We start from the raw sequence: 17,691 nt of genomic DNA on the forward strand, positions 1-17,691 counted from the left end.
CATTCCTGAGAAATGCGGTGAATTTTTATTTTTTAACACCATATTTTAACAACGCTTTGCAGATAGCTAACGTCAATACTCCGGCAACAATCGCCTCTGGAACACCATTAATACCGATAACGGCCAAAATGGCCCCATAAAGGGCTGATATGTCCATTTCCTTTGCAGATGCGTAGCTCTGTCCAAAAAAGAAATAAATCATGTTCATAACGAGCAGTGTATTGGTGAGCGAGCCGCCAACGCCGGCGCAGGTTAAAGCCAGCGCATCGCTGTCTTTTACTTTCTTCAATCCCTTGTAAATATAATAAGGAACAATCCCCACTAAAATTCTGGGTATAAAACAAATCACAAGACTCCAGAAATTACCATCATAGGTTCCAAGTGAATAGAATGGGGTGAATACAAAAGAGGTTACCGTTGGGTTAAAAGTATTGTTCACGAGACTGGTGAGACCAAAAATAAATCCTAAAAATGCTCCGTATTTTGGGCCGAGTATGATACTTCCAATGATTACGGGTATATGGATAATGGTCGCACGGGTGAAACCCAGCGGAATGTATCCCAAAAACGGGACAACTGCCATCAGGACAATAATTGCCACAAAAAGTGACAATTGGACCAATTCCTTGGTCGTTCGTGTTTTCATATTCGATTTTCCTCCTGCTATCGTTCCAGTCAAGCCGGATACAATGCTTAATCGTGACTATTTTAACATGAAAAAAGATCAGCTTTCAAGTCTTTTTTACCCAAACTGCATTTACGGAAGGTTCTATTTTTGATATAATCTCCTAGTAAATTTGAACGAAGGAAGTACATAAAAGATGAACTTAAAAAATAAAACAGTTATCCTTGGTGTCAGTGGCAGTATTGCAGCCTACAAAATGGCAAATGTCGCCAGTACTCTGGCAAAATGGGGATGTGACGTCCATGTTATCATGACACCCAACGCAACAGAAATTATTGCGCCAATGACCTTCTCCACCCTGACAGGCAACAACTGTATCGTCGATACCTTTGATAAAAACATCAACTACAATGTTGCACACGTCTCGCTGGCCAAACGTGCTGATCTGCTCATGATCGCTCCAGCCACAGCCAATGTGCTTGCAAAGCTGGCACACGGACTGGCTGACGATATGCTGACCACAACCGCTTTGGCCTGCACCTGCAAAAAAATCGTCTCACCAGCTATGAACACAAACATGTTTCACAATCCGGTCGTCCAGGACAATCTGGATATTTTAAGAAAATATAACTTTGAAATCGTTCAGCCAGACAGCGGTGTTCTCGCCTGTAAGGATATCGGCGATGGCAAGCTCCCTAAGGAAGAAGTCCTGATCGATCATATTCTAAAGGAAATCGCTTTTGAAAAAGATCTTGCTGGAAAAAAAGTACTGATAACCGCCGGGCCTACCTGTGAAGCCATTGATCCGGTCCGCTACATTACCAACCATTCAAGTGGTAAAATGGGCTATGCTTTGGCGCGCAATGCCATGCTTCGTGGGGCTGAGGTCACCCTTGTCAGCGGCCCAACCGCGCTGCCTCCAGTCCCTTTTGTAAATATGGTCGATATCGTTTCCGCAAAAGATATGTTTGAGGCGGTCACCAGCCGGTCGGAACAACAGGATATTATCATCAAAGCTGCGGCTGTAGCAGATTATACCCCTTCCGACTATTCTGATGAAAAGGTAAAGAAAAAAGAAGGTGCCATGAACATTGCTCTCAACCGCACCCAGGACATTCTGGCCTGGCTGGGCGCAAACAGACGACCGGGGCAGTTTCTCTGCGGCTTTTCCATGGAAACGCAAAATCTCCTGGAAAACTCTCAAGCCAAACTGATACGCAAAAATGTTGACATGATGATCGCAAACAATCTAAAGGTAGAAGGCGCTGGATTCAGTGGGGATACAAATGTCGTAACTGTTATCACAAAAGACCGTGCTACAGAACTTCCAAAGCAGACAAAGGAGAATGTTGCGGGACAGATTCTTGACACAATTTTGGAATGCCTGCCATGACACCTACACATCTCATCACAGTGGCCATGGAAATCGGCGATATGCTTTTGGAAAGCGGTGCGGAAATCTATCGTGTCGAGGACTCTATGCGCCGTATCTGCCAGGCTTACGGCGTGGATAACGCCGAGATTTTCGCGGTTCCCACCACCATTATCATCACGATCCGCGTCGGCAACGATCCCCCTTTGACACTGACCAAGCGGATCTTCAGCCGTGGAACCGATCTTTACAAGGTCGAGCGCCTGAACTCCCTCTCCCGCGAAATGTGCGCGACGATACCACCTTATGAGGAGGTTCAGAGGCGCATTGAGGCAATCCGTCGTTTTCCTCCTTACTCTCTTATTAAGCAGGTGCTGGCTTTCTCCTTTGTAGCCTTCTTTTTCACTCTGCTTTTTAAAGGAACTCTGTCAGACGCCTTTGCCTCACTTTTTATCAGCGCTCTGACAAAGGTGATTTTTAACGCTTTGGAGAAAATTAAAACCAACGCATTCTTTGAAAATGTGATCTGCGGCGCAGTAATTGCTCTGTGCGCTCTGGGATTCGTCCGCTCCGGCTTTGCCGCTAACATGGACAAAATCATCATTGGCACCATCATGACACTGGTACCCGGACTGGCGATCACGAACTCTATGCGGGATATTATCGCTGGCGATCTGCTGGCCGGCGTGACAAAAACGACTGAGGCGCTCCTGATCGGAGCCGGGATTGCTGTAGGTGCTGCTATTCCGCTGACCTTTCTGCGTCCTTTTCTGGGGGTATAGCCTATGGAAAGCAGTCTTTTACTCCAATGCTTCTATGCTTTTGCCGCCACGGTAGCCTTTGGTGTTGTCTTTAATATCCGCGGTCAGGCACTTGTCATCGCTGGAATTGGCGGTGCCTTAGGCTGGTTTTTGTATATGGGACTGCAGGGCTTTTTTATCAACGACATCCCTCAGTATTTTATTGCGACATTGGCTGTGTCGCTTTACGCTGAGATCATGGCAAGGCGTTTCAAAGCCCCAGCCACCATTTATCTGGCCGCTGCCCTTATCCCTCTTGTTCCTGGAGGCGGCATCTACTATACGATGGAGCATTTCATCAACGGCCGCGTGGACGATGCCATCAACACTGGCCTGCATACCCTTGGCATTGCCGGCGCGCTCGCCATGGGGATCATTATCGTTTCTTCAAGTATCCGTATCTGGCTGAATATACGAAAAGAAATAAAAAAGCGTAGAAAAAAAGACTCTGTTCATTAAAGAAAAACAGAGTCTTTTTATTTTATGCTGTTTTAGAGAGTTTTCTTTTAATAAGCTTAAAGGTTTCAGAAACAACAATAACCGATAAACCTAAGGTAACAATCTTAATCCACATACTTAAGGATAACGGCACGGTATTATAAAGAATTCCACCAAACTGAGTGATGACCACCTGCAGCATAAAAGTCAGACCAAAGACCAGCAGCATCAGACGATTGCTGAAAAAGTTGGAAAAGACACTGGTATCGGTAAGTTCACGGCTGTTAAATGCATTGAAAAGATGCATGACCACAAAGAGTGTGAAAAGAATGGTATACTGTTCTCCTTCAGCGCCGCCCAGAATATTGAACAGGGCCTGCATCATAAAAATGATGGAAACAAAAATACCATTGCAGGCAATGCGTGAAAGCATACCTTTACTCACAATATTGGAATCCCGGGAAATTGGCTGGCGGTTCATAAGGTCGTCTCGGATCGGTTCAAGGCCCAGCGTAAGGGCCGGCGGCCCATCCATAATAATGTTAATCCATAAAAGCTGAAGTGCGGTAAAAGGCGATTTTAATCCAAGCAAAATACAGGACAGGACCACGATAACCGAAGAGAGGTTAACGGTAAGCTGAAACTGGATGAAGCGCTGGAAATTCTCGTAGATCCCACGCCCCCACTGAACAGCCTTAACAATAGTGGAAAAAGAATCATCAAGCAGTACAATATCACTGGCTTCTTTGGAAACCTCTGTTCCGGTAATCCCCATAGCGATGCCCACATCAGCGTTTTTAATGGCTGGCGCGTCATTGATACCGTCACCGGTTACAGCGACCACATTCCCCATTTTCTTTAAGGCATTTACCACACGCATTTTAACGACAGGGGTGCTTCTGGCAATAACTTTGATCCTTGGCAGCAGCTCAATGAGGCGTTCTTCGCTCAGATCCTCGAGCTTATAGGCCTCGGCCGCTGCATCTCCAGGTTTCAGAAGGCCCAGCTCATCGGCGATGGCGCGGGCTGTTACAATATTGTCCCCTGTCAGGATCTTTAATTCAATCCCAGCCTTGCGGCAGCGGTTAACTGCTTCATAGACGTCCTCGCGCAGCGGGTCTGTAATGGCAACAAAACCATCAAAAATCATATCGGACTCGATATGTGTACGGCTTTCCTCATACTCAGTTGTTGTCCGAATACCTGAAAGCAATTTGTGTGAAAAGGCGAGCACACGGCGGGCTTTTTTCTCAAAACCAGTCATTTCTTTTTCAATCTGCTGGATATGCTCTTCCGAAAAAGGAACAGCCTGTCCATCAATCATAATATAACGACACTGGCTGATGATTTTTTCAGGACTTCCCTTGGAGTAGGCCACACTTCCCCCATCCCTTTCTACAATGGTCGTCATATTTTTTGTCTCAGAGGAAAACGGAAAAACAAAGGTAATCTTTGCATTTTTACGCAGATCACTGTAGGGCACATGGTGTGCATCTGATTTTTCATAGGCCATGATCAATGCACATTCTGTCGGGTTTCCAATAAATTTTGGCTGGTCACCCTGCTCGATATCTGCAGTGCTGTTGATGGTAAAATTCTGGATTAAGGCATCATTGTCCAGAATCTTTGGTGTAATCAGATGTCCATCTGAGTAAATATCTGTAACCGTCATGCGATTCTCAGTCAGCGTGCCGGTTTTATCTGAGCAGATCACATTGATACATCCAATGGTTTCACAGGCGATCAGCTTTTTAACCAGAGCGTTTTGCTTGGCCATTTTAATAATATTAATGGACAGTGAGACTGCCACAATGGTCGGAAGCCCCTCAGGTACCGCTGCAACGATCAGAACGATACTGGTAATAAAAGCTTCAGATACTGTATCCAGATTAAAGGTACCTGTTGAAGCAAAAATGATCAGCTGAATGACAAAAACAATAGCTGCAGCAGTCGCACCCAGAATTGTAATAAGCTTCCCCAATCGATCCATCTTTTCCTGAAGCGGTGTAGAGCCCTTTTCCGTTTTAGAAAGCTCGCGTGCAATACTTCCAAACTCAGTACCATCTCCAACCTCAGTCACAACCATGGTGCCGCCGCCTCCGGTTATAAAGCATCCAGAGTAGAGCATGTTGGCGCGTTCGGCTACCGGAGTCTTAGGATTATCATAAACCAATTCGGCTTCTTTTTTAACCGGAAGGCTCTCTCCCGTCAAAGAGGATTCATCAACTCTCAATCCCAGCGACTCGATCACACGGCCGTCAGCAGGGATCATGTCGCCAGTGGCTACCTCCATAATATCCCCGACCACCAGATCTTTTTGGGATATCAGGGTGACGCTGCCCCCCCGCTTGACCTTGACCTGCACATCCTCATTAATCTGGTTTAAGGCCTCGAACGCTTTTTCGCTCCGCCCTTCCATAATAACGGTAACGCCGACTGCTAGAAAAATAGCAGCAAAAATACCGATACATTCAATGAATTCGGTTTGTCCTCCGGTAAAATAGCGGACAAAATTAACACCCAGGGTGATGGCAGCTGCCACTAACAGCATAACAATCATGGGTTCTGTTGCCGCATCCCATATCTTTTTGAAAACAGATTTTGGCTTTCCTTTGGTGAACGCATTAACCCCATGCTTTAAACGGCTTTCCTCGATCTGGTTTTTACTTAGCCCCAATTCAGGATCGACATTTAATCGTTCAAGCGTCTGACTTGTCGTTTCTTGAAATGCTTTCATCAACGATACTCCTTTTAAAATTTTTACCCCGTTAAAAGAGCATATAGAGATCACAAATTTCTTGGAAATCTGCACTTGTTTCACTACCATTCCTATTTGCTGCCATTTTCCCAAAAAATAAGCTCAACATCAAAAAAGAGACCTCCAGCGTATTCTAAAAATACGCTAAAAGTCTCATTACCTTTGAATAAATAAAGGCGGTAAAACCAGGTGCTCTGCACCAGTATGTTGACTTTACCGTTTCAACTACTCCCTTTTAACAATATTAATTATATCGGAGGTCTCAAATGCTGTCAAGTAAATTTGCAAGTAAAATTTTTTTAATTAATAAAATATCCAGATCTCCCTGAACACCGCAGACCAGTACTTCCAAGCCTGTCATTGCCTCAATAACCTTTTTATTATCACAGTGTATGGCAGAACTTTCATCAAATCGATTCAGTACAATACATCGTGTGTCTATTTTCATGCTTCTGGCATATTCCAGAGTAAGGAGTGTGCTGTTAATGGTCCCAAGACCAGCATCTGCGACAATCACAATCTCCAACGCCAAAGCTTTTATTACATCCACCAGCATAAGCGTTGTTCCCTCTAAGTTTAATGGGCAGATAATGCCGCCGCTGCCTTCCATCACTACATAATCGTAAATCGAGGCGGCTCTGTCAAAATCCTGTATAATGGGCGCCAGCGTAATACGCTTATTTTCCATCTGTGCCGCCAGATGTGGCGAAGCTGGGTAATCAAGCATCGTAGTCACTGCCTGGTTGGGCTCACCCTTAATCCCCGCAAAACGGAATACATAGGCCGCGTCACCTGCAATCTTTTTTCCAGCTTCAACTTCTGTGCCGCTGAGCGCAGCTTTATAATATCCGGCGTTTATCCCCTGCGCTATGAGTCCCTTAATAATTCTGGCTGTGATATAGGTTTTTCCTACATCAGTACCAGTAGCGGTGATGAAAATTCCTTTACACATTAGCCTTCACCTCAAACCCGAGGGTCGTAATCATGGCGATATCTTCATGCGTGGCAATTCCGGCTGTGGTAAGCATATCTCCTGAAATCGCTGCATTCACACCGCTTTCCATCAGGCGCTTTCCCTTATCTGGAAACAGTGCACGCCCTCCGGCCAGACGGAGTTGTGCTTTTGGTAAAATAAAGCGGAAAATGGCGGCTGTGCGGACTATTTCATCATAGGCAAGAGGAATTCTGCCCTCAAGAGGCGTTCCTGGAATCGGGCTTAGCACGTTGAGCGGCACCGAACCCACACCGAGCTGCTTCAGAGTAAAGGCCATATCAATACGATCCTCCATTGATTCACCAAGGCCAATGATTCCCCCGCTGCATACTTCAAGCCCTGCTCTCTGGGCGTCTTTGATGACAGTCTTTTTCTCCGAATAGGTATGTGTTGTGCAGATTTTCGCAAAAAATCTCTCTGAGGTTTCAAGATTATTATGATAACGCGTTACACCAGCCTTTCTGAGCTTTAAAAGTGCTTCATAGCTCAGAAGCCCATGAGATGCGCAGAGCCCCATTGGGGTGGTCTTTGCAAGCTTTACATATATACAGCAGACTGCGTCCACCTCCTCATCCTCAAGCCGTTTTCCAGAGGTCACAATCGAAAAACGATGTACACCCTGGCGGTAATTTGACAGGGCGCTTTCCACCACGGTTTCTTCTGGTAGCAGTGGATATTCCTCCACACAGGTGTTAAACCATGCAGACTGGGCACAATAAGTACAGTTTTCGCTGCATCGACCGCTTTTTCCATTAATGATGGTACACAGATTAAAATCTCTGCCACAGAGTTGTTCTCTAAGCTCGCCTGCGTATGTGCTCAATGCTTCTGTATTGGAACTGTACGCCAGTTCCAGTGCTTCCTCCCTGTTAATCTCATAACCGTATTTTATTTTCTCTGCTAAATTACCAATATTCATCATATCCTCCTCAATAATGGTTTTATCCTGTGCGCCAGCCCGGCGCCAATAAAACAGAGCAGGATATCTCCGGGAAGATCAAGGGGAAAACAGGATAAAAGAACAATGCTCCACGGTGTCGGCTCTGCCATATAGAAATTAAGAATCATATACTTGTAGACTAAACCGATAGCGTAGGTGATCAAAAGTCCAGTAAAGGCAGCCAAAAGACAGCGGCCATAGTTCTGTTTTTGCCCTCTCTGGATAATAAAGCCTGCAACCCATGCCGCAAGGATAAAACCGAGCAGATAGCCAAAGCTCGGTCTGAAAATATATTGGATGCCGCCGCCTGCCGCAAACACCGGAAACCCCACAAGGCCTACCAATACATAAACGCTCACTGATAAAGCGCCGCGGGCAGAACCCAAAAGCATACCTGCAAGCAGAACAAACAGAAACTGCAGTGTAAAATAATCCATATAGGGCACCGGAATCTGTATAAAGGCACCGATCGCCACTAACGCGGCAAATAATGCGCACTGCACCATAGACCGTGTTTTTGTCATCGTTGTTTCCATCTTTTTCTCCTAAACTTTAATTAAAAAAAGTATAAAAGAAAAAGTCTCCATTGTCAACCTTATTTTAAATTATAGTTGACATTGAAGACTTCCTACTATTTTTTTACATTCCTTTTTCGGATTTTTTTCTTTTTCTTCCGAACGGTGTAGCCAAAGCTGCCCAGCTTTTTCCCAAGTTCAAAATATTCACCGTGAGCATAGCTGATGAGTTGTGCCTTATCCAAATGAAGCTTGCCTCTTTCATCCAGATATTGTTCATCCACATTGACTGCCAGAATATCTGCTAAAAACATATCATGAGAACCTAGAGGAATTATCTCTCTCACACGGCACTCCAGATTTACAGGGCTTTCCTCAATCATAGGGCAGTTCAGATGCGCAGCAGACTCCTTTGTCAGCGCCATTTTTTCAAACTTATCGAAATCCCGGCCTGAGCGTACTCCGCAAAAATCCGTAGCTCTTACAAGTGATACAGTGGTCAGATTGATAACAAATTCCCCTGTTTCTTTTATGACCTCATAAGAATGGCGCTCTGGCCTTATGGAAATATAGGTTTTGGGTGGATTTGAATTGATAATACCTGTCCAGGCTATGGTTAAAATGTTAGATTCCGCCATGGTACCGCAGGATACCATTACGGCCGGTACCGGCGCCAGCAGGGTGGCACCCCGCCATTGTGCTTTACTCATCTTTAAAAATGTCCTTTCACTCTGTTGTATTTTTAAGTATAACCATCCTGTCACTGAAAAGTCAATCCATGTTCACAAAAATTCAAGAATTAACGCGCCAGCATTTCGAAGGCCGCCTTAACCTTGGGGACAACATAATGACTGCCGCCGCGATCCTTAACATCCTCAACCATGCTGACAACCATAAGCTGCTGTGGGCTTGAAGGGTCTGCTGTAAAGGCATTAAACCAGCCAAGCTCTGTCCCAGAGGTATCCTCCTGAGACGCTTTAATCTCCGCAGTTCCCGTTTTACCGGCAATGCTCAAGCCCTCAATCTGAGCTTCATGGCCTGTTCCTGCTGGATTTTCCACTACCTGTACCAGATCATCGCGGATGGTATCGCTCACTTCCTTTGACAAAACCTGCGTTTTCCAATACTCAGCCTGCGCATTGTCCCTGTATTCGATGTAAGGCTTAACCATACTGCCGTCATTAACAAAAGCCGAATAGATTGAAGCCATATGCAGTGGGTTCACCAGAATCTGTCCCTGTCCAAAGCCGCTGGCAGCCAGCTGTGCTTCACTGTCAAAGGTGCCGCTTTCAGAAATCTGGGAGGCGGTCATATCAAGCTCAAAGGGAATATCCTCACCAAAGCCCATTTTTTTCAGTTCTTCAGTAAAACGGTCCCCTCCGATTTTTAAAGCTGCTTTAGCAAAATAAATATTATCTGAATAGACAAGAGCATTTTCCAGATTTGCTGGTCCGCTGTATTCTTCCAGCGTTGTAATGTTAAAATCTCCCCAGCTGCTATCCTTCTGCCATACAAGGCCGCTTGGGCCAAAGTCCTCATCTGCTGTAAAGGCACCAGTTTGCAGACCAGTGGCACCAGTCACCGGCTTAAAGGAGGAACCTGGCGCGTAGGTGGCTTCAAAACGGTTGAGCAATGGATTAGCCGGATCGGCATTCATGCTCTGCCACTGCTCATCGCTAAGTCCAAGAATAAAAGCGTTTGCGTCATAACTCGGTGTGCTGATAAGGGCCAGCACTTCGCCTGTTTTGGGATTAATAGCCGCAGATGCGCTCTTATCCGCAGTAAACTGGTCATAAAGTGTACTCTGTAAGTTTGCATCGATGGTAGTTTTAACGTTCTCTCCACTGACTGCTGCTTTTTCCTGCAAAACGATATTTTTTACTTCACCGTTATTTTCAGTATGATTAATGGAGATGGTAGCCCCGTCTTGACCTCTCAGCCGCTTATCATACAGCCTTTCAAGTCCACTTTTCCCTATAACACTGGCCTCAGTATAGCCCTGGTCTTTTTTCTCCTCCAGCTCTTCGGCGCTGATCCCCTGTATATAACCTGTGAGTTGTGATGTCTTCTCGCCATAGGGATAGACCCGAAGGGTTTTATCATTGATCATAACGCCCGGTATCTGCAGCAGTGCAGCTTCAAGCTCTGCATTGTCAGCAGTTATGGTTTTTATGGGGACAAAGGTCTCATCGGTCACCCATCCCGCAGACAGAGCTGCCTGAACATTTTCAATTGTTACATCGAGAAGCTCTGCGAACTTTGCCATATCCGCGTCCCTCGTCTCTGCGTTTATTTTCCCCGGAACCAGCCCTACAGAGGATGCTACACCGGTTGTTGCCAGAAGATTTCCGTTACGGTCCTCAATATTACCCCTGTCTGCAGCATTGGTGTCCACACTGACCTTATCACCATCCTGTAGTGCCGGCAGAATAACCGAAGAATCCCAGACAATCTGATAAGGTTTAAACATGCCGTTCTTTTTAAAATTCACAAAATTAAGATCCTTGAGTGTCCCTGCTACTGTATCCATTGAAGAATCGTAAGTGACTCTTGTATATTCAGAATCAATTTTTTCGGTGTTTTGTATCTTTGTAACGGCCAAATTCTCTGCTTCAATACCTTCGTATATATTTTTGTTTCGCTCAATAAACGTTTCTTTAGAATAGCTATGTTGGCTCTCATCACTGATCAGACTGTACATTTTTTCATAATCTCGTTGATTGACTGCCTCGATGTATGTGTTCAAAGCTTTTTCTGGCGTATTGTTCACATTAAAAATAATCACTGCTGCAATGCATAGTACCAGCACCGCAGCGATAAGACCTGCCAGCATCCAAAGTTTCTTTTTGTCCATTGTCTTCCCATGTTCCGCATTCATTGTTTTTTCCCTTCTTTGAAAAATACAATACATATGTTTCCATATGAAGCCGATTACCTCTTTCTGAAATGATTATATCATATTATATGGTTAAGCTTAAGTATTTTCGGTATAATAATAAGTATAATGCCTTACGGCATTAATAAACCATCCAAGGAGGTCTTTGCAATGACGTATAAACTGGAAGAAAATCGCATTCTGGCAACTGATGAATATGGCACCGAATTGGGTGAATTGAATTTTACTCAAAATGGTGATGAATGGATTATTACACATGTAGGTGTATCCATTGCCGCACGCAGAAGAGGACTCGGCGGCACTTTGGTCGAAAAGGCTGTTCAGTACGCCAGGGACAGACATAAAAAAATCACACCGCTCTGTTCCTTTGCCGTATCCGAATTTGCAAACAACCCTTCCTATAAAAGTGTTTTGGCCGAATGATACATAAAAAGCCTGCCACTGTAAGCTTCTACAGTGGCAGGCTTTTATATTTACAGTTATGGTTTTAATGATTTATGATAAACGGTATCCATTAAAACACTCTTACAGTACTCAAACTGTTCCTCGTCAATTGGATCCGGGTAGGTCATAACATAGAGCGGCAGCTCTGGCATTCCAGGTCTTAACGGCGGCTGATAATACTCATACTGATTAAGATGAAAACCCAGATTTTTATAAAACTTGATCCTGCGTTTTGCATCCTCCTCATTGGGATGCTCTACCTCTAAAAAAATCATCCGGTCATTTTCCTTAAAATATTCCTTGAATATTCGGCTTCCGATGCCGCCGCCTCTTGCCTTCTCGGACACTGCAGCATGCTCGATAAAATCAAAGTCATCAAAAACCCAGACGCCCAACAGCGCAATGGTTCTGCCCATATCGGTCCGTTTGATCAAAAGCTTATAGTCCGGCTGCTCTAAAAGTGCTTTCTGCCCCTCATAGGAGCGTTTTTCAGTATCTGGAAACGAAGCGTCTAATATCTCAAATGCCTCGTCAAAAGATGTCTCATCGGCTGTTTCAAAAAAGCTTTCTTCAGTCATCATTTTCCCCTTATGTATCTGCAAATTTTTAACATTTATTACAGTATAACGAGGGATTATTAAAAACCCCTTAAATCCAACAGGATATACAGCATTCAAATTTTAGGATGACTATGATATAATTGATTCAAACTTTAAAGAAAGGAAATCATTAATGCTAAAGCGTTTATTTAGAGCACTCCTGCCCCTGTTGATGGTCGCACTCCTGATAACAGGCTGCAGCAGCACATCACCAACAGGTACAGACACTGACAGCGGCAGCGCCCCGCAAATTACAGAAAACGGCACCTACACCTCCAAGGAGGACGTAGCGCTTTATATACACACATACCAGAAGCTGCCCACCAACTTTATTACTAAAAAAGAAGCTCAAAAGCTGGGCTGGGACAGCCAGAAAGGAAATCTGGATAAGGTGGCAAAGGGAAAAAGCATCGGTGGTGACCGGTTTGGAAACTATGATAAAAAACTTCCTGAGGCTAAAGGCCGCACCTGGAAAGAGTGCGATATCAACTATGAAGGCGGCTACCGAGGCTCGGAAAGAATCATCTACTCAAGTGATGGTCTGATTTATTATACCAATGATCACTACAACAGCTTTAAAGAAATTACGTTTTAAAGGAGTGACTGAGTCATGAGAACTATTACCCTTGACGGTCAGCGTATGGTTAGTATCCAGGAAACCCACGCGTATATTGAAAAAAAGCTTGAAATCCATGATTATTACGGCAAAAACCTCGATGCCCTCTGGGATTCTCTCACAAGCATCGGCACCAGTACCAGGCTTGAAATAATCCATTTCAATGCCGCCGAAGCTCACCTTGGCCCTTACGGCGAAAAGCTGCGGCAGGTATTGATGGACGCCGCTGCGGAAAACACATTTTTACAGGTTGTTTTTTTATAAAGAAAGGTCGTTAAATAAATATGAACTGGAATGACAATGTAGAACTCTTTATCCCTTCCAACATCACTTCATCCATCGTCAATATTGACGGCACTATTGAAACGCCAGAACCTCCGGAATACACTGCGGAAACCCTCCCCAGTAAAAGCCGAAACGGCCGCGATTATATCATGGTCACTCTGCGTGACCACAGCATGTTTGACCGTTACTACAAAGACGATATTCTAAACGTCCGCCTTCAGGAAACCTGCTGCGATGGCCAGGACGCACTGATTCTTCTCGAAAATGGAAGTGTGCGGTTGCGCCGGGTCTGTATCACAGAGGATACGATCATCCTAAAGCCTCTCAATACCGAGTTTTATGAGGAAGAGACCTATCCCAAAGATACTATACAAATTTTAGGCGTTGTGGAGGGCGCCGTCCGTATCAATTAAAAAAGGCCGTTTAAAACGGCCCTGCGGGAGATGTACAATTGTACATCTCTTTTTTATTCATCTAGTCTAAGGCTTTTTTTATTTCTTTAATCATCGTCATGGGCAATTCTGTAATATTGTTGACCTCCAGTTCATTATGTGCGTTTTTAAACAGATATCGGGCAATGCAGATCTTATCATCCTCAGACGCCCTCTGGATACGCTCAATCACCGGTGTTGTTGTAAAGGCGGCATATGCGGGATACGGAATGACTTCACCGGATCTTATAATAGCCATCATTTCGCCATAATAACGTTCAGGATCAATGCAAGCTTTCTTCATAGGCTTGTCAACAAGTTCATAATCTTTTTTATCCATTACCCTTCCTCCATACTTCATAATGATTATAAATTATATCATAAATTCGCTTATTCGGCAAGGTCACTGCGACACATCCTTTTAAACCCAGCTATTATTTATTTTAAAACCTTAATAAATTCTTAATCAGCCATTAGACCTTTCCTTTATGGGTAAATCTTTTCTTACATGATGTATTCATTACGGAATACAAGTAATTTTAAACCACGAAAGCAGGTGTTTTTATGTCAGAACGTAAAATAACCAAAACAGTAAAAGGGCAGTACGCCATTGACGGCGCAGGTGTTCATCTGGTAAGAGTATTGGGTAATAATGACGTCCAGGATTTTGATCCTTTTTTGATGTTGGATTCCTTTGATTCAAAAAATCCGGACGATTATATAAAAGGCTTTCCTTTCCATCCCCACAGAGGGATTGAAACGGTCACTTATCTTATCGAAGGAGATATTGAGCATCAGGACAGCCTTGGCAATAAAGGCTCAATCAAATCTGGTCAAAGCCAGTGGATGACTGCGGGAAGTGGTATTCTCCATCAGGAAATGCCACAGCCTTCAGATCACATGCTTGGGCTTCAACTCTGGATCAACCTTCCGAAAGATGAAAAAATGGCCGATCCCGCTTATTTTGATATCACAGGCGACATGATCAGGATAAAGGAAAGTGATACAGCAGTGGTCCGTGTGATTTCCGGTGAATATGAAGGTGTCAAAGGCGTAGAACCCCGTCACATTCAGGCAACTCTTTACGATGTTACAGTAAAGGCCGGAAAATCACTTACCCTTCCCACTAAAACGGAAGACAATGTCTTTATTTTCCTGATTCAAGGTGAGGCAGTGATCGAAGGGAAAAATATTGATGAAAAGACGGCCGTACTGTTTGGCTCTGGTGACGCCATCACAGTTAAAGCTCCAGATGGACAGGATTCCCGGTTTGTCTTTTTCTCCGGCAAACGTCTTGATGAGCCAGTGGCCTGGGGCGGCCCCATTGTTATGAATACCCGAGATGAGCTCATGCATGCTTTTGAGGAGCTGGAAGAAGGTACCTTTATTAAGCATAAAGCTATCCGTTAATCTGAAATCTGAAAAGGTGCCGGCAATGCTTAAATGCCGGCACCTTTTTGGGTTTAAAAGTCCTTTTTCCGCTTCCCTGTCCTGCGTACCATGATCACAGTGAAGAGCAAAACAAGACTCAGAACCATCGTGGAAACGATAGGATTATAATAATTATATTTTGCCCCAGAGCTCTGATAATCAATGAGACTTAGGCCTGCGGTCAACGGCCACAAATTTACAAAGGTGGGGCTGTTTGCTGCCATAATTCCCAGAAAGCCCATAAAAAAAGCCAAGATGGTGCTGCCCAGATACCCTTTTCTAAAATAAGCTGTGACAACAAAAAGGGGCAGCACTGCGATGAAAGTAGTAAGCCCGATGAGCATAAATTTAGAAAAATAGCTGAGCAGCAGTATGCCTGTGATACTCCCGCCAACGCCCAGCATAAAAGCCGCGCCAATGGTCATGATGTACTCAAAAAGCACTAAAAACTCAGTGACAATAGCGGTAATAATAAGCTTAGCTGCCAGCAGCTTTGATTCTGAAACCGGCACCATCAATACAGCGGGCAGAGTGTGGTCTGTGAGTTCTCGCTTCAAAATAAAGCCACCGATGAGCGCAATTGTAAAGGGCATTAATAGGGTCAGCCCATCCCAGAGAACAAAATCGGCTATCCCAGAAAAATCCATACCATAAAAACGCATACTCCATGCTTGATATACTGCGATCATCACAGTTCCGAAGGTGGTACATACTCCCAAAATTAAAATATTATAGCGCTTAAGCTTGAGAATTTCTACCTTTATTAAAGTACTCATATAATCCCTCCTAAACTTCCTGTTGTTTATAAATAAAGACGGCCAGCCCGATCGAGGCCAGAGCTACTGCAATCAAACAGGTAAGCGATACCCCGGTTGGATACATGAGATAATGGTAAAATTCAATACTCTCCTGTGGCAGTCTTTCGATATTCAAATTATGCTGCATGATAGCAAGCTGAAAAACCGCCATCATGGGAAACATAACCTTTACACCGATTAAAAGAAGGGAAAAGCTGACGATAGCGTAAATAAAGGATATGATTATCGCAAAGATATATCCTTTTTTAAACAGCAGCATGATTGTAATCATAGGGGTGATGGCCAAAAATACAAATACAGCCAGCATCAGCGTATCCTGCACCGCTGTTATTCTGAACTCTGACAGTCCGCTGTTCAGCAGAAAAAAACTCAGAAGAATGCAGACCAACAGCCCTAAAAAACAGTAGACCGCAGATAAGACAAGCAGTACTGTCATCTTGGATAGAACAAGAGAGGTTTTACTCACTGGCACCATTAAAATATTTTTGAGGGTGTCATAATCTTCCTCTCTGTAAAACAAAGTGGCCGCCGCAATACAAAGCACGCATGGCAGAAACAGCAAACCTCCGTAAACCAGCATACCCTGAAAAAGATTTTGAAAGCCCAGGTTGTCACGAATACACACTATGCACCACGGAAACGGCACCAAAAGCGATGCCAGCAGGGTCAAAATAATAAATTTCTGCCGTTTGATTTTCATAAATTCGACCTGTATCAGTCTAAGCAATCCCCTCACCTCCGGTAATTTTTTTAAAATAATCCTCGAGAGTTTCCTCACACAGATCCGATCGGCTCACTGCGATTTCATTCATTATAAAGGCTTTATTAATCTCTGCGATATCCATGCTCGTATCCAGCACCCTCATATTGTGGTCGTTCTCGATAACATAGCATGTGATTCCGAAAAACTCCTCCAGCACTCTGGCGGCTTTGGCAGTCGAGGAGACTCTAAAGGCAATATAGCATTCATTCTTTTTCTGCAAAGTAGCCAGACTGCTTTCCTCCAGAAGCACACCATTATGGAGTATGCCAATATCATCGGCCAGAAGCGCGATTTCTGACAAAATATGGCTTGATATCAAAATGGTTTTTCCACGTTCCTCACTTAGAAAACGGATAAACTTCCGGATTTCAGCAATGCCGATGGGGTCCAGTCCATTAGTTGGCTCATCGAGAATCAGCAGCTCGGGATCGTGTATGATGGCATTTGCGATTCCGAGGCGCTGCTTCATGCCCAGTGAGTATTTTGAAAAAAGCTTCTTATCATTATAGGGAAGCCCCACAAGCTCCAGCGCTTCATTAACTGCATCCAGACTTACTGTTCCTCTAAGCCTGGCAAACACATTAAGGTTTTCTGCTCCTGTAAGATTTGGATAAAAGCCTGGGGCTTCAATGATCGCACCAATACGGGGATAAATGTCTTTCTGATGCGTCTCAACTCTTTGGCCGAAAATTTCAATTTCTCCCTTCGTTATACGGGTAAGGCCCATCATCATTTTCATAATCGTAGTTTTGCCCGCACCATTTCGGCCTAAAAGGCCATAAATCTTTCCCTGTCTTATATGAATGTTGACACGATCTACTACGGTTTGTTCCCCGTAGATTTTGGTTAAATCTTTTGTTTGAATGATCAGTTCTTGCATCTGCTTTCCTCCTCGTTCTTTTCTACTTATCAGTATAGGAAAAACAGCTTGTATAACCATTGCCAAAACCTTGCTTTTTTCTAGCT

General features: G+C 44.2%; 20 protein-coding genes. 8 read left to right on the forward strand and 12 right to left on the reverse strand.

Translation table 11 applies throughout. The annotated features are described in order from the left end of the window. Positions 1–25: 25 nt before the first annotated feature. Complete coding sequence (locus BUC22_RS09605; RefSeq protein ID WP_013380559.1) at positions 26–646, reverse strand: ECF transporter S component; 621 nt, start codon at positions 644–646, stop codon at positions 26–28. Between the two features lie 175 nt (positions 647–821). Here BUC22_RS09605 and coaBC point away from each other — a divergent pair, with 175 nt between their 5' ends. Genes coaBC through BUC22_RS09620 form a run of 3 tightly spaced genes read left to right on the forward strand, consistent with a single transcriptional unit; the run spans position 822 to position 3,256 of the window. Next, positions 822–2,018, forward strand: coding sequence for a bifunctional phosphopantothenoylcysteine decarboxylase/phosphopantothenate--cysteine ligase CoaBC (coaBC, locus tag BUC22_RS09610; protein WP_013380560.1), 1,197 nt, complete (start codon positions 822–824; stop codon positions 2,016–2,018). Further along, positions 2,015–2,779, forward strand: a complete 765-nt coding sequence (locus tag BUC22_RS09615; protein ID WP_013380561.1) for a threonine/serine exporter family protein — start codon at positions 2,015–2,017, stop codon at positions 2,777–2,779. Before coaBC ends, BUC22_RS09615 begins: the two co-directional genes overlap by 4 nt. Positions 2,780–2,782: 3 nt before the next feature. Next, the gene (locus BUC22_RS09620; RefSeq protein WP_013380562.1) at positions 2,783–3,256 is read left to right on the forward strand and encodes a threonine/serine exporter family protein; all 474 of its coding nucleotides are present in this window, start codon (positions 2,783–2,785) and stop codon (positions 3,254–3,256) included. Between the two features lie 22 nt (positions 3,257–3,278). Here the strand turns inward: BUC22_RS09620 and BUC22_RS09625 are convergent, their stop codons facing one another. The 6 genes from BUC22_RS09625 to BUC22_RS09650 form a co-directional block, all read right to left on the reverse strand. Then, a complete protein-coding gene (locus tag BUC22_RS09625) occupies positions 3,279–5,972 on the reverse strand; it encodes a calcium-translocating P-type ATPase, PMCA-type (protein ID WP_070081229.1) in 2,694 nt (897 codons plus the stop codon). Between the two features lie 283 nt (positions 5,973–6,255). After that, on the reverse strand, positions 6,256–6,945 hold the full coding sequence (gene bioD, locus BUC22_RS09630) for a dethiobiotin synthase (RefSeq protein WP_073382812.1): 690 nt from the start codon (positions 6,943–6,945) through the stop codon (positions 6,256–6,258). Beyond that, the gene (gene bioB / locus BUC22_RS09635) at positions 6,938–7,909 is read right to left on the reverse strand and encodes a biotin synthase BioB (RefSeq protein WP_041689865.1); all 972 of its coding nucleotides are present in this window, start codon (positions 7,907–7,909) and stop codon (positions 6,938–6,940) included. The genes bioD and bioB overlap by 8 nt, the downstream gene beginning before the upstream one ends. Further along, positions 7,906–8,463 carry a biotin transporter BioY gene (locus BUC22_RS09640; protein WP_013380570.1) on the reverse strand — a complete coding sequence of 186 codons (558 nt, stop codon included), beginning with the start codon at positions 8,461–8,463 and terminating at the stop codon, positions 7,906–7,908. Before BUC22_RS09640 ends, bioB begins: the two co-directional genes overlap by 4 nt. A 95-nt stretch (positions 8,464–8,558) precedes the next feature. Further along, complete coding sequence (locus tag BUC22_RS09645; protein ID WP_013380571.1) at positions 8,559–9,152, reverse strand: flavin reductase family protein; 594 nt, start codon at positions 9,150–9,152, stop codon at positions 8,559–8,561. 89 nt (positions 9,153–9,241) lie between these two features. Continuing rightward, complete coding sequence (locus tag BUC22_RS09650) at positions 9,242–11,320, reverse strand: penicillin-binding transpeptidase domain-containing protein (RefSeq protein ID WP_227162870.1); 2,079 nt, start codon at positions 11,318–11,320, stop codon at positions 9,242–9,244. A gap of 168 nt (positions 11,321–11,488) precedes the next feature. Between BUC22_RS09650 and BUC22_RS09655 the strand changes: the two genes are divergently transcribed. Next, positions 11,489–11,761: a GNAT family N-acetyltransferase gene (locus tag BUC22_RS09655; protein WP_013380573.1), complete on the forward strand. Its 273-nt coding sequence runs from the start codon at positions 11,489–11,491 to the stop codon at positions 11,759–11,761. A 56-nt stretch (positions 11,762–11,817) separates the two neighbouring features. On the opposite strand, the gene BUC22_RS09660 is transcribed toward BUC22_RS09655, so the two are convergent. Continuing rightward, entirely contained in the window at positions 11,818–12,363 is a 546-nt protein-coding gene (locus BUC22_RS09660) for a GNAT family N-acetyltransferase (protein WP_013380574.1), read from the reverse strand. A gap of 151 nt (positions 12,364–12,514) precedes the next feature. Between BUC22_RS09660 and BUC22_RS09665 the strand changes: the two genes are divergently transcribed. The 3 genes from BUC22_RS09665 to BUC22_RS09675 are packed head-to-tail and all read left to right on the forward strand — an operon-like array spanning position 12,515 to position 13,695. Then, positions 12,515–12,976: a ribonuclease domain-containing protein gene (locus BUC22_RS09665; RefSeq protein WP_013380575.1), complete on the forward strand. Its 462-nt coding sequence runs from the start codon at positions 12,515–12,517 to the stop codon at positions 12,974–12,976. A 15-nt stretch (positions 12,977–12,991) separates the two neighbouring features. Next, positions 12,992–13,261, forward strand: a complete 270-nt coding sequence (locus BUC22_RS09670; protein ID WP_013380576.1) for a barstar family protein — start codon at positions 12,992–12,994, stop codon at positions 13,259–13,261. Positions 13,262–13,281: 20 nt separating this feature from the next. Next, entirely contained in the window at positions 13,282–13,695 is a 414-nt protein-coding gene (locus tag BUC22_RS09675; protein ID WP_013380577.1) for a S24 family peptidase, read from the forward strand. A gap of 61 nt (positions 13,696–13,756) precedes the next feature. Here the strand turns inward: BUC22_RS09675 and BUC22_RS09680 are convergent, their stop codons facing one another. Further along, the gene (locus BUC22_RS09680) at positions 13,757–14,053 is read right to left on the reverse strand and encodes a hypothetical protein (RefSeq protein ID WP_013380578.1); all 297 of its coding nucleotides are present in this window, start codon (positions 14,051–14,053) and stop codon (positions 13,757–13,759) included. A gap of 224 nt (positions 14,054–14,277) precedes the next feature. On the opposite strand from BUC22_RS09680, the gene BUC22_RS09685 reads away from it, so the two are divergent. Beyond that, entirely contained in the window at positions 14,278–15,123 is an 846-nt protein-coding gene (locus BUC22_RS09685; RefSeq protein WP_013380579.1) for a pirin family protein, read from the forward strand. Between the two features lie 53 nt (positions 15,124–15,176). Here BUC22_RS09685 and BUC22_RS09690 read toward each other — a convergent pair whose 3' ends face one another. The 3 genes from BUC22_RS09690 to BUC22_RS09700 are packed head-to-tail and all read right to left on the reverse strand — an operon-like array spanning position 15,177 to position 17,605. Then, positions 15,177–15,920 carry an ABC transporter permease gene (locus BUC22_RS09690; protein WP_013380580.1) on the reverse strand — a complete coding sequence of 248 codons (744 nt, stop codon included), beginning with the start codon at positions 15,918–15,920 and terminating at the stop codon, positions 15,177–15,179. Between the two features lie 10 nt (positions 15,921–15,930). Beyond that, positions 15,931–16,689: an ABC transporter permease gene (locus BUC22_RS09695; protein ID WP_013380581.1), complete on the reverse strand. Its 759-nt coding sequence runs from the start codon at positions 16,687–16,689 to the stop codon at positions 15,931–15,933. After that, the gene (locus BUC22_RS09700) at positions 16,682–17,605 is read right to left on the reverse strand and encodes an ABC transporter ATP-binding protein (protein ID WP_083591131.1); all 924 of its coding nucleotides are present in this window, start codon (positions 17,603–17,605) and stop codon (positions 16,682–16,684) included. The genes BUC22_RS09695 and BUC22_RS09700 overlap by 8 nt, the downstream gene beginning before the upstream one ends. Positions 17,606–17,691 lie beyond the last annotated feature (86 nt).

This window comes from Eubacterium callanderi (assembly GCF_900142645.1).
GTDB classification, from domain to species: Bacteria; Bacillota; Clostridia; order Eubacteriales; family Eubacteriaceae; genus Eubacterium; species Eubacterium callanderi.